Annotated in this window: 13 protein-coding genes; 6 read left to right on the top strand and 7 right to left on the bottom strand. The window is 59.6% G+C overall.

Annotation, left to right across the window (positions count from 1 at the left end):
• Positions 1-25: 25 nt before the first annotated feature.
• Both OA90_RS15110 and hmgA read right to left on the bottom strand, forming a co-directional pair.
• Positions 26-1,039, bottom strand: a complete 1,014-nt coding sequence (locus tag OA90_RS15110) for a fumarylacetoacetate hydrolase family protein (protein ID WP_068413368.1) — start codon at positions 1,037-1,039, stop codon at positions 26-28.
• A gap of 299 nt (positions 1,040-1,338) precedes the next feature.
• Positions 1,339-2,724 carry a homogentisate 1,2-dioxygenase gene (hmgA, locus tag OA90_RS15105; protein ID WP_068413365.1) on the bottom strand — a complete coding sequence of 462 codons (1,386 nt, stop codon included), beginning with the start codon at positions 2,722-2,724 and terminating at the stop codon, positions 1,339-1,341.
• 269 nt (positions 2,725-2,993) lie between these two features.
• Here hmgA and OA90_RS15100 point away from each other — a divergent pair, with 269 nt between their 5' ends.
• Positions 2,994-3,299, top strand: coding sequence for a hypothetical protein (locus tag OA90_RS15100; RefSeq protein WP_068413362.1), 306 nt, complete (start codon positions 2,994-2,996; stop codon positions 3,297-3,299).
• Positions 3,300-3,364: 65 nt separating this feature from the next.
• On the top strand, positions 3,365-3,766 hold the full coding sequence (locus tag OA90_RS15095; RefSeq protein ID WP_068413360.1) for a GFA family protein: 402 nt from the start codon (positions 3,365-3,367) through the stop codon (positions 3,764-3,766).
• Positions 3,767-3,796: 30 nt separating this feature from the next.
• Here OA90_RS15095 and OA90_RS15090 read toward each other — a convergent pair whose 3' ends face one another.
• On the bottom strand, positions 3,797-5,272 hold the full coding sequence (locus tag OA90_RS15090; protein WP_068413357.1) for an ATP-binding protein: 1,476 nt from the start codon (positions 5,270-5,272) through the stop codon (positions 3,797-3,799).
• Positions 5,273-5,548: 276 nt separating this feature from the next.
• Here OA90_RS15090 and OA90_RS15085 point away from each other — a divergent pair, with 276 nt between their 5' ends.
• Complete coding sequence (locus OA90_RS15085; RefSeq protein ID WP_068413354.1) at positions 5,549-6,214, top strand: cupin domain-containing protein; 666 nt, start codon at positions 5,549-5,551, stop codon at positions 6,212-6,214.
• Here the strand turns inward: OA90_RS15085 and OA90_RS15080 are convergent.
• Positions 6,173-6,727: a DUF2867 domain-containing protein gene (locus OA90_RS15080; RefSeq protein WP_068413351.1), complete on the bottom strand. Its 555-nt coding sequence runs from the start codon at positions 6,725-6,727 to the stop codon at positions 6,173-6,175. The genes OA90_RS15085 and OA90_RS15080 overlap by 42 nt on opposite strands.
• Positions 6,728-6,836: 109 nt before the next feature.
• Positions 6,837-7,421 (bottom strand): nitroreductase family protein, encoded by a 585-nt coding sequence (locus OA90_RS15075; protein WP_068413347.1) that lies wholly within the window; start codon positions 7,419-7,421, stop codon positions 6,837-6,839.
• A 346-nt stretch (positions 7,422-7,767) separates the two neighbouring features.
• Between OA90_RS15075 and OA90_RS15070 the strand changes: the two genes are divergently transcribed.
• Positions 7,768-8,397 carry a hemolysin III family protein gene (locus OA90_RS15070; protein WP_208986149.1) on the top strand — a complete coding sequence of 210 codons (630 nt, stop codon included), beginning with the start codon at positions 7,768-7,770 and terminating at the stop codon, positions 8,395-8,397.
• Positions 8,398-8,559: 162 nt separating this feature from the next.
• Here OA90_RS15070 and OA90_RS15065 read toward each other — a convergent pair whose 3' ends face one another.
• A complete protein-coding gene (locus OA90_RS15065; RefSeq protein ID WP_068413659.1) occupies positions 8,560-9,291 on the bottom strand; it encodes a L,D-transpeptidase in 732 nt (243 codons plus the stop codon).
• 150 nt (positions 9,292-9,441) lie between these two features.
• Between OA90_RS15065 and OA90_RS15060 the strand changes: the two genes are divergently transcribed.
• Positions 9,442-10,509 (top strand): dipeptidase, encoded by a 1,068-nt coding sequence (locus OA90_RS15060; protein WP_068413340.1) that lies wholly within the window; start codon positions 9,442-9,444, stop codon positions 10,507-10,509.
• Positions 10,510-11,009: 500 nt separating this feature from the next.
• Positions 11,010-11,747 (top strand): GntR family transcriptional regulator, encoded by a 738-nt coding sequence (locus OA90_RS15055; RefSeq protein WP_199823720.1) that lies wholly within the window; start codon positions 11,010-11,012, stop codon positions 11,745-11,747.
• A 108-nt stretch (positions 11,748-11,855) separates the two neighbouring features.
• On the opposite strand, the gene OA90_RS15050 is transcribed toward OA90_RS15055, so the two are convergent.
• Complete coding sequence (locus tag OA90_RS15050) at positions 11,856-13,481, bottom strand: ABC transporter ATP-binding protein (RefSeq protein WP_068413656.1); 1,626 nt, start codon at positions 13,479-13,481, stop codon at positions 11,856-11,858.
• Positions 13,482-13,489 lie beyond the last annotated feature (8 nt).

Genomic DNA, 13,489 nt, shown 5'->3' with positions numbered 1-13,489 from the left:
CTGCGCTTGTCCGAAATGACGGACTTCAAGCGCCAGCTCTTTCAACCGTCTGCTCGATGGCGCCGAAAATCGAATGGCCGTCGCTGTCCAGCATCTCGATGCGCACCGTATCGCCGAATTTCAGGAACGGGGTTTTGGCATCCCCCTCCAGGAGGGTTTCCACGACCCGCTGCTCGGCAATGCAGGAATAGCCCGCCCCGCCCTGGTCCAGCGGTTTTCCGGGGCCGCCGTCGAGTTTGTTGGAAACGGTGCCGGAGCCGATGATCGTTCCGGCTGAAAGACTGCGCGTTCTGGCGGCATGGGCGATCAGGTCGCCGAAATCGAAGGTCATGTCGATGCCGGCGTTCGCGCGGCCGAAAGGCGCGCCATTGAGGTCGACATGCAACGGCAGATGCAGCTTTCCGCCCTTCCAGGCATCGCCGAGTTCGTCCGGTGTCACGGCAACCGGCGAAAAGGCGGAGGACGGCTTGGCCTGGAAAAAACCGAACCCCTTGGAGAGCTCTGCCGGGATCAGCCCGCGCAGGGAGACATCATTGACCAGCAGGACGAGCCGGATCGCCTCGCGGGCGTCCGCCGGACTTGCGCCCATAGGCACGTCGTCTGTTATGACGGCGATTTCGCCTTCCATGTCGATGCCCCAGGCCTCGTCGCGCATGCTGACCGGGTCGCGCGGAGCGAGGAATGTATCGGACCCGCCCTGATACATCAGCGGATCGGTCCAGAAGCTGTCGGGCATCTTGGCGCCGCGCGCCTTGCGCACCAGCTCGACATGATTGACAAAGGCCGAACCGTCCGCCCACTGATAGGCGCGCGGCAACGGCGAGAGAGCCTCATGCTCGTGAAAACGGATCATCGGCACCGCTTCATGGGAAAGGCTTTCGGACAACAGCTGCAGTTTCGGCGCCACCTGATCCCAATCGTCCAGGGCCGCCTGGAGGGTGGCGGCGATATGGCCCGCCTCGGTGCACCAGGTGAGCCGGTCATTGACCACCACCAGCCTGCCGTCTCGGCTGCCATCCTTGAGCGTTGCCAGTTTCATGTGTGCGATCCGCTTCCTGTGATCGTCAATCCGACGTGGCTGACGATGGTTTCTCCCGCGAAGGCGTCCATCGCCTTCAGCAAATCCGTTTCATCAAAGACCGGCAGTTCCACTGGAAAGTGCTGGCGAAGACGCGTCCCGTCACCGGTTACTGCGACGATCTTCTCTCCCTATCCGGCGAGGCCTTACAAAAAGAAGATCGCAGTCTCAAGCGAAGTCCGCAAGCGCCGGAAATCAGGCAATACCAGCGAACCGGTAAGGACCAGGCGATCTTACCCTTCCAACTTTTTTGGGCCCGCTCATTTCTTTTTTCCGGCCTTATCCCAGGTCCCTTCCGGGGTGCCGTCAAATCTTTTTTCCAACGTATTCCAGCAGTCAATATAGTCGTCCTGCAGGGGTGCTTCCTTCGCGGCGAACTCGGTCAATTGCTGCGGGAACCGGGTCTCGAACATGAAGGACATCGTATTGTCGAGCTTTTCCGCCTTCAGGTCCGCATTGGAGGCGCCTTCGAAGGCATTCTTGTCGGGACCGTGCGGCAGCATCATGTTGTGCAGGCTCATGCCGCCGGGCACGAAGCCCTGCGGCTTGGCATCATACTGTCCGTAGATGTTGCCCATCAGCTCGGACATGATGTTCTTGTGATACCAGGGTGGACGGAAGGTGTTTTCCGCAACCATCCAGCGTTCGCGGAAGAGTACGAAGTCGATATTGGCGGTTCCCGGGACGCCGGAGGGCGCGGTCAGCACCGTGAAAATGGACGGATCGGGATGATCGAACAGGACCGCGCCAATCGGGCAATAGGTGCTGAGATCATACTTGCAGGGCGCGTAATTTCCGTGCCATGCAACCACGTCCAGCGGCGAATGGCCAATCTTCGTTTCATGGAACCGGCCGCACCATTTCACCGTCAGCGTGGACACCACCTCGCGATCTTCGAAATGGGCCACCGGGGTCTTGAAATCCCGGCGGTTGGCCATGCAGTTGGCTCCGATAGGCCCCCTGCCCGGCAACTCGAACTTCTGGCCGTAATTTTCGCAGACGAACCCCCTGGCCGGTCCCTCGATCACCTCGACCCTGTAGACCAGTCCGCGTGGCAGGATCGCGATTTCTCCTGGCTCCAGCTCGATCACACCGAGTTCGGTGCAAAATCGCAGGAAACCTTCCTGCGGCACGACCAGAAGCTCACTGTCGGCGGAGTAGAAATACTCGTCCTCCATGGACTTGGTGACCAGATAGATATGGCTCGCCATGCCGACCTGGGTATTCACATCGCCCGCCGTCGTCATGGTGTGCATGCCGGTGAGCCAGGTCAGATCCAGCCCCGAATGCGGAACCGGGTCCCAGCGGTACTGGCCGAGCGAAATCACATCCTCGCAGATATTAGGAGCCGATTTCCAGAAAGGCAGCTCGATCTTGCTGAACCTGCTGGTGTGCCTGACCGACGGGCGTATGCGGTAACACCAGGTGCGCTCGTTCTGATGGGAAGGAGCCGTGAAAGCCGTGCCGGAAAGCTGTTCGCCGTAAAGACCATAGGCGCATTTCTGCGGGCTGTTCATCCCCTGAGGCAGCGCACCCGGCAGGGCTTCGGTCTCGAAGTCGTTGCCGAAGCCCGGCATATAATCGAGATCAGATGCATTGCGGCGGCTATTCGCCTTGTACGGATTGCTGTCCGTTCTCTGGTCCATGATGTCCTCCCGGTCCGGAGAGATAATTAGTTACAGATGTAACTTTTTACCTTTTGACCGTCAAGACGGTTTCCGCGCACCTCTCCGTTGCTGTCCGGCCTGAATGCTAACGCATTATGAAATTTCAGCTTTCCGGATTCGCCCAAGAAATTTCTGAGGCGTACCATCTCTCCTGGCACCGGCCTTTCCCGTTGAAGCAGAATCCGGCTTGCACCAAAGGGAACAAACCGATATAAACAAGAACATAACATGAACATTTGAGGTTTCCCATGCGGCTGGCCGACCCCACCCTTGAGCTGTATTCCGTGGCGCTGTCATCGTCCGCCCCCTCACCGGAGGTGCGGGAGACGGATGTCACGGCGGAAGACGTGCGCGCCATGACGCAATACCTGCGCAAGGCGCGCGACCGCGCCATCGACATCCGAGACCGGTCTCCAGCCGGCAGCTATCTTGAAAGCGTCCTGACCCGCACGATCGACAGCCTGACACTGGAATTGTCACAGCTCGACTACCTTTTGACGTCCAAACCCGTGAACGTGGTGACGCATGCGCGGCGGATGCGGCCGGCGATCTGATCAATTGGCGAAGTGACGGCGCCGTGTTAGATCAAGGCTCCCTTCCAAACGCCAGGCTGACAACCATGACCGCACATTCCGGTTCCTGCCTTTGTGGCGCTGTAAAGTTTCGTATCAACGGCGCATTCGAGGGCTTCTTCCTTTGCCATTGCTCCAGGTGCAGGCAGTCCAGCGGTTCGGCGCATGCATCCAACCTGTTCTCGCCCGATGGTACGATCCACTGGATTTCCGGCCGGGAAAACGTCAAGGTCTATCATCTGCCGGACACCCGCTTCGGCAAGAGTTTCTGTTCAACCTGCGGCTCTGCACTTTCCAGGGAAAAGGCAATCGGCACCGGGCTGGTGGTTCCGGCCGGCTGCCTGGCCACTCCGGTTGCGATGAAACCCAACGCACATATCTTTACGACCAGCCGGGCGGACTGGGATCACGATCTGGAAACCGTCCCGTCTTTCGACGAGCGCCCCTGACAACTAAAATCACGAAAAAACAGGCAGAAACTAAGCCGCAGCCTCATCGCCCGGCGCGGTCTGCCAGCCGAGGTCCGTGAGGGTCACAATGCGGTTGCCGCGCAGGTCGGTGGCGCAGACGAGAAAGCCGCGCTCTTCCATATGGCTCAACAGCCAGCGCGCCCGGCCGGGAGAGCGGGTGCCATAGGCGGTGGCTATTTCCAGATTGCCGGGACAGGCTGCCTTGCCGAGCGCCGCCTTGGCGAGCAGCAGGTAGACGCCGCGCATGTCCTGAGGCAATTCGGCGGCAATCAGTTCGGCCTGCGCCCAGGCACCGTCATCCATTTCGCCTTTTTCGACACCCGCCCGGGCGACGGAAAGCTTTTCGCGGAAGACCTGAAGGTCGGGCGCACCGCCGGGCAGTTTGGCAATTCTGCAACGGACCTGGAAATCCTGATAGAGCGTTGCAATCGGCTGGAAAGCGGCATCTTCCTCGCTGAGAATTTCCGCGATGATCCCGCCAATCTTTTCTTCCCGATCCCCGAAGTCCAGAAGACTTTCCGCCTGCGGCTCCGCCTCTTCCCCCGCCCGCTGTGCGCTCGACAGCTGGTCCAGAACCTCCCCGGTTGACACGACCGGCTCGGCAAAGCGCTGGCGCACCGGCTGCACTTCGTCGGTGCCAGGCGTGAAGATGAGATCCATCGCATCTTCTTTAGGCTGTTCCGGCAAGGGCATCAGTTTCGGACTTCCACCCCGGCCCATGGTCTCCACGGGACCGATCTTGACCGGCACCGGCCGGCGGGACATCGCCGGCCCGAGAGCGATGAAATGACCCCGGTCGAGATTTCGGAAGCTTTCCGCCTGACGGCGCTCCATACCGAGCAGATCCGCCGCGCGGGCCATGTCGATATCGAGGAAAGTCCTCCCCATCAGGAAGTTCGATGCTTCGGCTGCAACGTTCTTGGCGAGTTTCGCCAGGCGCTGCGTCGCTATAATTCCGGCAAGTCCGCGCTTGCGGCCACGGCACATCAGGTTCGTCATGGCGCCGAGTGAACGCCGCCGGGCTTCCTCGGTCACCTCGCCGGCGGCGGAAGGTGCAAAAAGCTGCGCCTCGTCCACGACCACGACCATCGGATACCACAGGTCGCGATCCGCATCGAAAAGCCCGTCCAGGAACGTGGCCGCGGCCTTCATCTGGCGGTCGGCATCGAGGCCTTCCAGGTTCAGTACAACCGAAACCCGGTGCTGGCGGACCCTGGCAGCAATCATCTGCAGGTCTTTTTCCGTGCCGACGGCGTCGACCACAACATGTCCGAACTTGTCGGCCAGCGAGACGAAATCGCCCTCCGGATCGATGATCGCCTGTTGCACCCAATTGGCGGACTGTTCAAGAAGACGCCGCAGCAGATGCGACTTTCCCGAGCCTGAATTGCCCTGGACCAGAAGCCGGGTGGCCAGCAGCTCTTCAAGATCGAGCCCGGCCCGCGCGCCGCTTGTCAATTCTCCGATGTCAATCTGTACCGTCATGCGACCACTTCTGGCACGGCCTTGCGCCGTGCGGCGAAAACTCCGTCATGTGAATTCGTGCAGTGCGGTAGTCAGCATGATTCCTCGCCTCATGCAAAGCTGCCGGCACCGCATATCCGGGTTTTCCCGGAAATCCACCGTTTCGCACGCAAAGTCCCGCCGGTCTCTCACCACGATTTGAGAGCAATTCACTTCATTTACCGATCCGGGACACCATTTCTGGAAACAGGGCTTTTCAGATGGCTTATAAGTGTCCTGGAACGGGAGACATTCAGAATGAAAATTCATGCGGACCTGACACAGCGCGTCGTTGTCGACAGCACCGAACTCGATTGGGTGCCTTCACCCATGGGGGGGGTGGAGCGGCGCATGCTGGAAAGGGACGGTGAAGAAGTGGCCCGGGCAACCAGTCTGGTGCGCTATGCGCCAGGATCCGCCTTCTCCGGCCACAGCCATGATCTGGGTGAGGAGTTTCTGGTTCTCGACGGGATCTTTTCCGACGAGACCGGCGACTTTCCCAAGGGCATGTATGTGCGCAATCCGCCCGGTTCGCGGCATGTGCCCGCCAGCGAACCGGGAGCCGTCATTCTCGTCAAGCTGCGCCAGATGCGCCCGGACGACGATACATTCGTGAGGGTCAACACGCTTGACCCGACCGGCTGGCAGGCCGGCCGGCCCGGCGAGAGCATCCTGCCGCTTCACGTGCGCCCGGACGAGGAAGTCGTCATGCTCGATTGGGAGCGCGGGACACGCTTCGCGGAACAGGACTTTCCCGGAGGCGCAGAGTACTTCGTCGTCGAAGGCAGCTTCGAGGACAAGGACGGGCGCTACGAGCAGGGCACCTGGATGCGCCTGCCGCCGGGAAGCCGGCAGAAGGTCGAGACAGCCGGCGGGGCGCGCCTATGGCGCAAGACCGGGCACCTGGACACCCCGGACCGGTGATCCGACAGCCGTGTCCAACACCGTGGTGACGATCTTCCTGTGAAATGGCAGGATCAGCGCAAGGTACAGATAGCCGAAGGCATTGTGCCGCTTGCAGCAGGTCGCCGCGAAAATCCGGGGCCGGTCTCCTGACGTGCGGAAAATCGACAGACGGAAATCCTGATGCCAGTCATTCTCACCGAGAACAATCTCGTCCTCGCGAATGTCATAGACCTTGAAGAATCCGATTCTGTCTCCGGCGTGTCTTTCTGTAACCGGACCGGCCCGCTGATCACGGGCCAGGTCAGCCGTGGTCTTCATACCGAGAGGCACCGCCATCTTGTCGCGCATCGCGAGCAACGACTTCATCCAGCCGATGTCTGCATTGAGCATATGATCGGCCACGACCCGCATGTCGGCTGTCTGTAAATCCGTTCGCCCTTCAAGCGAAACGGAAAACACATCCAGATAGTCTCCTGACGCGACATACGCGTGGAGGAGGCTTTCCTCCGGTAGTTCGTCACTCTTGCTCATGGGACGCTCCGCCAATCCTGTGCGGACAGCTTGCGCCGGTCCCGAGAAAAACGCACTGCGCGGATTGCCGCAGCAGCACGTCCCTCGTTGCGGATTCACAAGTTCGCGGTCAGCCCCAGTTGCCAGCAAAGGCAATCTCGTCAAGTGGCTTGCGCGGGCTCGGGACTTCCCGGGCCTGCAATGCCTCGTTCAGCACCGTGGCATCACCGCGCCTTCCGACAACAAACGCGAGTTCGACCTTGAAGCGGGCCGGAACGCCGAGTTTCTCATGAACCTCATCTTTCAGAATGCCCGCCATAGCGTGGCTGTGATAGCCGAGAATCGACGCCTGCAGGGCCGCCTGGGCCCAGGCGGCTCCGGCATCCAGGGAATGCGTTCCGCTTGGCCGGTTGGGATCCCCGTCCTTGCCGTCGATCTCCGTGTCCGAGAAAAGAAAGACGAGCGCGGAAGCGTGCTGCGCCCAGCCCAGGTTGAACGGGTTCAGCAGTTCCAGCAGCTTGCCCCAGTTGTCGTCGTCACGGCGCGCATAGACAAAACGCCACGGCTGAATGTTGAAAGCCGACGGCGCCCAGCGCGCGGCCTCCAGAATGGTCTTCAGATCCGTCTCGGGCATGTCCGAGCCATCGAAGGCGCGCGGCGACCAGCGATTGACGAACAAGTCGTTGACGGGATGATCTGGTTTACGGGAAGTCATGATCTGTCTCCAAAAATTAGGGCATCAGATTGCCCTGTCGCGCCGGACATAGGTTATATTTATCTTTATATCAAGATAGTTTCATTTGAAGATGATGTTGCCCGCCCCGTACCGGCCTTCAAGATCGCATTGTCATACCCCCCCACAGGTCTGTATAGGTCAGGCGATGGGCTTTGAGTGTCGTCCGTCGCCATGCCCTGTCCATAATTCGCAGGCTTCATGCCAGTGACAGGCACGACACAAGTTGCCTGAAATTCCGAATTTCCGTTCGGACAGCAAGATCGTCAGACCCAGAACAATGCACAGCAATCCAGACAAGCCCCGTTCGACAACAACAGCCAGACCCTTGAGCCTCGCTGAATTCGTCGCCGACGGCGCCATACACGTTGTCGGGATCGGCCTCGGAGCGACCGCGACAGTGATCCTGGCGGCTACACTGTGGAACAGCGGCGACGCCGCACGGCAGATTTCCGTGACGATCTATGCGGCGTGCCTGATGGCAATGCTGATCTGCTCGGCGCTCTACAACATGCTGGCGAAAGATCACAAGAGCGGCCTTCTCAGGCGATTTGACCACGCCGCCATCTTCCTGATGATTGCCGGCACCTATACGCCGCTGGCTGCCATCATCATCGGCGGCTGGACAGGTGGTATTATTCTGGCCATCGTGTGGACCGGTGCCCTAACGGGAGCAATCGTCAGGCTGGCCCATCTGAGCGGCCTTGAGCGCCTCTCCGTTCCGATTTATCTGGCGCTCGGCTGGGTTGTCGTATTCGCCATAGAGCCCTTGATCGAACGCGCCTCGACATTCGGATTTTTCATGATTCTGGCGGGCGGGCTTCACTACACGGTCGGCACTCTGTTTTATGCCTGGAAGCGCCTGCCCTTCCAGAACGCGATCTGGCACGCCTTCGTGCTCGCCGCCGCGATCTGCCACTTCGGCACCGTGTTTCACGACGTGGCCCTGCCACTCTGAAAGTTTGAATTTATCGGGGTTGCCGGGCCATTCGAACGCCCAGCCGGTTGAACCGGCCCGCCGATGAACGCACTTATGCGTTCATCGGCAAATGATCGTCGCGTCAGGACGTGGTATCTACGGGACACTCCATCCTGAAGGCTGAAACGAAACGCAAGCGCTTTACGCCTCGGCGTTCGGATCCTTCGCAAGAACGATGACTTTTGTCCGCAGGGGCACCCTGCCGAACAGGTCGATCACATCCTGCTGCCACATGCGGATACAGCCGGAAGAAACGCTCTTGCCGATGGAAGTTGGCTGGTTGGTGCCATGAATGCGGTAGAGCGTATCGGTCGCACCCTGCCATAGATCCATTGCGCGCGCGCCGAGCGGATTTCTCAGGCCAGCCGGATAGCCGTTCACCCAATAGCGCTCTAGCGAGGGCTTGCGGGCGATCATTTCCCGTGGAGGGCGCCAGATGGGATGTTCCCGCTTGACGCGGATCAGCGCATCTCCGGACCAGGCGAAGCCGGCCTTGCCGACGCCGATGCCGTAGCGCAGGGCCTTCTTGTTGCCGAGCGTCCAGTAGAGAAAATTGTTGTAGGGATCGACGATGATCGTGCCGGGCTTCTCGCGCGTCTTGTACTCGACCACCTGCCGCCAGTATTGGCGATCGAAGCTTTTGTAGTTGATCGTCGGCCAGGTGTAGTCGCCATCCGGCAAAGCCGCATAAGCCGCTGCGTAATCGAACTCCTCATCGGGCAGCTCAGCCTGATCCGGCAACCCCGGATACGTCTGACAGCCAGCAAGCGAAGCCCCGGCCAGGACCAGCCCCCCGGCCAGAAACATGCGACGATCCAGCTTGCGGCCTTTCTCATCTTGCTCTTGTTCGAACGGCATTTCTTGGCGCTTCATGGAACCTCCGGAAATTTCGGCTCTTTCTTGGGGCACCTTTTCAACAGTTGCAAGTCACATTCCGTAGAAGTGCCTTACATTCTTTGCCGGAATACCTAGATTAGGCCACGGCAAACAACCGGCGACTGACTGTTTTTTCAAGGAAAATTCGTGCAAAACGAAACGATCAAATCCCCGTTTCCCGTGTTCGACGGCCACAACGATACGCTTCTCAAGCTGGAAATCGAGGCCATCAAGGGGAGCGAACGCAGCTTTTTCGACCGGTCGGACAACGGCCATCTGGATTTTGTACGTGCACAGGAAGCCGGGTCTGCCGGCGGGCTGTTCGCAATGTTCGTTCCCTCAAATCCGCAGCAGGATTTCTCCCGGCCCTTCAATCCCAGGGATGCGGTCAATTTTCAGCCGGTTCCGCAAAAGCAGGCTCTCGATTTCACCATGAGGCTTCTGGAACGCGCGGAACGGATCGCAGCGGACTCCAATGGCGCCGTGGTGATCTGCCGGACACCTGAAGAAAACCTGTCAGCCATCGAAAACGGACAGCTTGCCATCAGTCTTCACATTGAAGGCGCGGAAGCTATCGACCCTCAGTTCTATCAGTTGGAAGAGCTTCACAAGCGCGGACTGCGTTCCCTCGGACTTGTCTGGAGCCGGGAGAATACGTTCGGATACGGCGTTCCAATGGCCCATCCCTCCTCCCCGGACATCGGTTCGGGCCTGACCGGAGCCGGACGGGATCTCGTGCGGGCCTGCAACAGGCTTGGCGTCATGCTCGATCTTTCCCACCTCAACGAAAAGGGCTTCTGGGATGTGGCCCGAATCACCGAACGCCCGATCGTGGCGAGCCATTCCAACGCCCACTCAATCTGCGCCAGCAGCCGCAATCTGACGGATAAGCAGCTTGATGCCATCAAGGAAAGCGGCGGGCTTGTGGGAATCAATTTCCACGTGGCGTTCCTGCGCCCTGACGGAAGCTTTTCCCGCGACACACCACTGGAGCTTCTCGCCGATCACGCGGCTTATCTTCTGGACAGAATGGGAGAGGACTGTGTGGCCTTCGGGTCGGATTTCGATGGCTGCATGTTGCCCACGGACCTGGGCGACGTAACCGGCCTTGCCCGCCTCATGGAGGTGCTGGACGCCAGAGGAATCAGTTCGCAGGTGCTGGAAAAAATCGCTTTCAGGAACTGGATGGCGGCCCTGGAAAAGGCGGCGGCTTAAAAGACTTCTTTATGCTTGGCGAGGCCAGCGTCGAAGATTGCCGCGGACCTGCCTCCTTGTCGAAATCCAGCATGACCGCAAGGGGTGCACATAAACCCGGAATCGTACAAAGGCTCCGGCGTCCACGAGCGTCCGGATCCGCCGCAAATCAGCCTCCACGCTCGCAATTTATTTACTAAATGCTTTGAATAAACAATTGCTTTTGATTGAACAGCCAGAAACAATGCATTCATTGTAATTTTGATCAGCCACCGGACTTTCGAGCCTGGATTGGTCCCTGATCTGTGCATTCGTTCGGGTTCCCTATTTCGACCGGGAAAAGACGCAGCAGGGACTGAAAACCGGGAGAGTGGCTGGATTAGAGTAGCGCGCCCCAACGACCGCTTCCTCCCCTTGAGGTGAGGAACGGATGTAGACGAATAACAGCCAGTGCGATGGGTCTCCATCTGCATGTTTGTCGGGTCTTGCCGCTCAAAATTGGTATTGTCGAGGGCAAAGGCGTGAACATACATCTTTCTGCGAACCAGGATTTGCAGACCAGTCCGAAAGCGGGAGACAAACGGCCACGCAAATCGGACTCAGTCTATCAGGATCTCAAGCGCAAGATCCTGACCGGTGAAATGACATCGCACAGCCCGATAACCGAACAGTCGCTCGCTCATGACTATGGCTGCTCCCAGGGTACGATTCGCGAAGCGCTGATGCAGCTTCAGCAACATGGTCTGGTCATCCGGCGAGGGTACCAGGGAACCTATGTCACGGACCCGAGCATTTTGGAGGCACGCCTGCTTCTGAAGCTGCGTATCGACGTCGAAGCAACAGGTATTACCGAGGCGGTCAAGCGCGTCACGTCCTGCCAGTTGGCCGAACTGCGTGAACTCGATCGCATGTTCGAGGAGTGCCGCATGCAGCGCGACGTCTTCGGCTGCGCAGAAGTGGACAGGTTCCTGCACCTGAAGCTTTTCCAGATTGCCGAGATGCCGATCCTGGAACCCACGCTCGTCAGAACCTCGATGATCCTGCAACGCGTCATGCTGCCGACACCCCGCCCGGCTGCCTCCTGGGCCGAGCCTCCCGTCACCCGGCATCGCGCCATTTTCGACGCACTGGAAGCGAAGGATGTCCAGCAGACAATCGATGCGCTCAAGTCCCATATCCTGTCGAGCGCCATTTTGCTGGCGCCCCATTTCTACGGCAGGGATCTTGAGCTTCTGCGGGACGAATATGAAAACGCCTGATCGAGGCGACCGGTCTGTCCGGCAACTGATTGCGGTTGGTATTACTCCGGAACCAGAGCGCCTTCCGATCAAATGAACCAACATGACCGGAAAGCGCTCCATCGGATGTCAGGCGGTTTCCATCATCTGCCGCTGGGTCAGCATGGCCGCGCCGATCAGTTCCCTGGTGTAGTCACTTTTCGGCGCCTCGAAAATCGCATCCACGGTTCCCGCTTCAACGACCTTGCCACGCTGCATGACCATCACCGTATCGGCGATGGCGCGCACCACCGCGAGGTCGTGGCTGATGAAGAGATACGTCAGGCCGTGAGCCTTTTGCAGGTCCCTGAGCAGTTCCACCACCTGTTTCTGGATCGTGCGGTCCAGGGCCGATGTCGGCTCGTCCAGCACCACAAGCTCCGGCTTGAGCACCATAGTGCGGGCGATGGCGATCCGCTGGCGCTGCCCGCCTGAGAACTCGTGCGGATAGCGGTTGCGCATCGCAGGGTCCAGAGACACCTCCTCCAGCGCCTGGCACGCACGCGCATCGCGGTCGCGGGCCGTCAGCGACGGTTCGTGCACCATCAGGCCTTCCGAAATCACCTGTCCAACGGTCATGCGCGGACTGAGGGAGCCGAAAGGGTCCTGGAAGATGAGTTGCATATCCTTGCGCACCGCCCGCATGGCCGCCCTGTCCCGGCCTGAAATCTGCTGACCCTTGAAGACAACCCGTCCCGTCGCCGGGAGCAGGTTGAGGACCGCCCGACCGAGCGTCGACTTGCCGGACCCGCTTTCGCCGACAATTCCCAGCGTCTGGCCCTGGCGCAGGGAGAAGCTGATATCGTCGACCGCCCGCAGTATGTGCTTCGGCTGCAGGAACCCGGTGTCGAATTCGAATTCGACCTTGATCTTCTGTGCTTCCAGAAGGACAGGCGTACTTTCGGGAACCGGCGACTTGTGGCCTGTCGGTTCGGCATCCAGGAGCATCCTGGTGTAGGGATGTTCGGGGCTGGTGAAGAGTGCCGCGGTCTCTCCGCTTTCGACCACCTCCCCGGTTTTCATCACATAGACCCGATCGGCAATACGCCGGACGATACCGAGATCGTGGGTGATGAAGATGACCGACATGCCGAGGCGCTTTTGCAGATCGGCCAACAGATCGAGAATCTGGGCCTGCGTGGTCACATCAAGCGCCGTTGTCGGCTCATCGGCGATCAGCACATCCGGATCGTTGGCAAGCGCCATGGCGATCATCACGCGCTGACGCTGCCCCCCCGACATTTCGTACGGATAGGACTTTATCTTGCGCTCCGGCTCGGGAATGTTCACGAGCTTCAAAAGCTCCAGAGCCCTCGCCCTTGCGGCTCTCCATGAAAGCCCGCCATGCACCACCAACGGTTCGGCAAGTTGCCGGCCGATGGTATAAAGCGGGTCGAGAGAGGTCATCGGCTCCTGAAAGATCATGGTGATCTTCCTGCCGCGTACAGCATTGAGCTTGCTCACTGGTAGTCCGAGGATATTGCGGTCCTCATAAATGACTTCGCCGCCCGCGCGCCCGTTGGAGGCCAGCAGGCCCATCGCCGCCATCATGGCCTGGCTCTTGCCGGACCCGCTTTCACCGACGATGGCGACCGTTTCGCCCGAATTCACGTGAATATCGACACCCCGAACCGCATTCACCGTCCCCGTCGCGGTTTCGAAATCGACGGTCAGGTTGGTTATGGCAAGGACCGGCGTCTTGCTTTGTGTGCTCATGTTGCGCT

It is taken from the genome of Labrenzia sp. OB1 (assembly GCF_001624695.1).
In the GTDB taxonomy this organism is placed as follows: domain Bacteria; phylum Pseudomonadota; class Alphaproteobacteria; order Rhizobiales; family Stappiaceae; genus Roseibium.
Note: the sequence above shows the minus strand (reverse complement) of the source record. Positions and strands in the feature narration are given on the sequence as shown.

What these genes read in the sequence shown, in the direction of transcription:
- OA90_RS15100 (WP_068413362.1), top strand. Translation starts at nt 2,994, where the DNA reads ATGCGGCTGGCCGACCCCACCCTTGAGCTGTATTCCGTGGCGCTGTCA.
- OA90_RS15090 (WP_068413357.1), bottom strand. Translation starts at nt 5,272, where the DNA reads ATGACGGTACAGATTGACATCGGAGAATTGACAAGCGGCGCGCGGGCC.
- OA90_RS15065 (WP_068413659.1), bottom strand. Translation starts at nt 9,291, where the DNA reads ATGAAGCGCCAAGAAATGCCGTTCGAACAAGAGCAAGATGAGAAAGGC.
- OA90_RS15095 (WP_068413360.1), top strand. Translation starts at nt 3,365, where the DNA reads ATGACCGCACATTCCGGTTCCTGCCTTTGTGGCGCTGTAAAGTTTCGT.
- OA90_RS15075 (WP_068413347.1), bottom strand. Translation starts at nt 7,421, where the DNA reads ATGACTTCCCGTAAACCAGATCATCCCGTCAACGACTTGTTCGTCAAT.
- OA90_RS15080 (WP_068413351.1), bottom strand. Translation starts at nt 6,727, where the DNA reads ATGAGCAAGAGTGACGAACTACCGGAGGAAAGCCTCCTCCACGCGTAT.
- OA90_RS15110 (WP_068413368.1), bottom strand. Translation starts at nt 1,039, where the DNA reads ATGAAACTGGCAACGCTCAAGGATGGCAGCCGAGACGGCAGGCTGGTG.
- OA90_RS15085 (WP_068413354.1), top strand. Translation starts at nt 5,549, where the DNA reads ATGAAAATTCATGCGGACCTGACACAGCGCGTCGTTGTCGACAGCACC.
- hmgA (WP_068413365.1), bottom strand. Translation starts at nt 2,724, where the DNA reads ATGGACCAGAGAACGGACAGCAATCCGTACAAGGCGAATAGCCGCCGC.
- OA90_RS15050 (WP_068413656.1), bottom strand. Translation starts at nt 13,481, where the DNA reads ATGAGCACACAAAGCAAGACGCCGGTCCTTGCCATAACCAACCTGACC.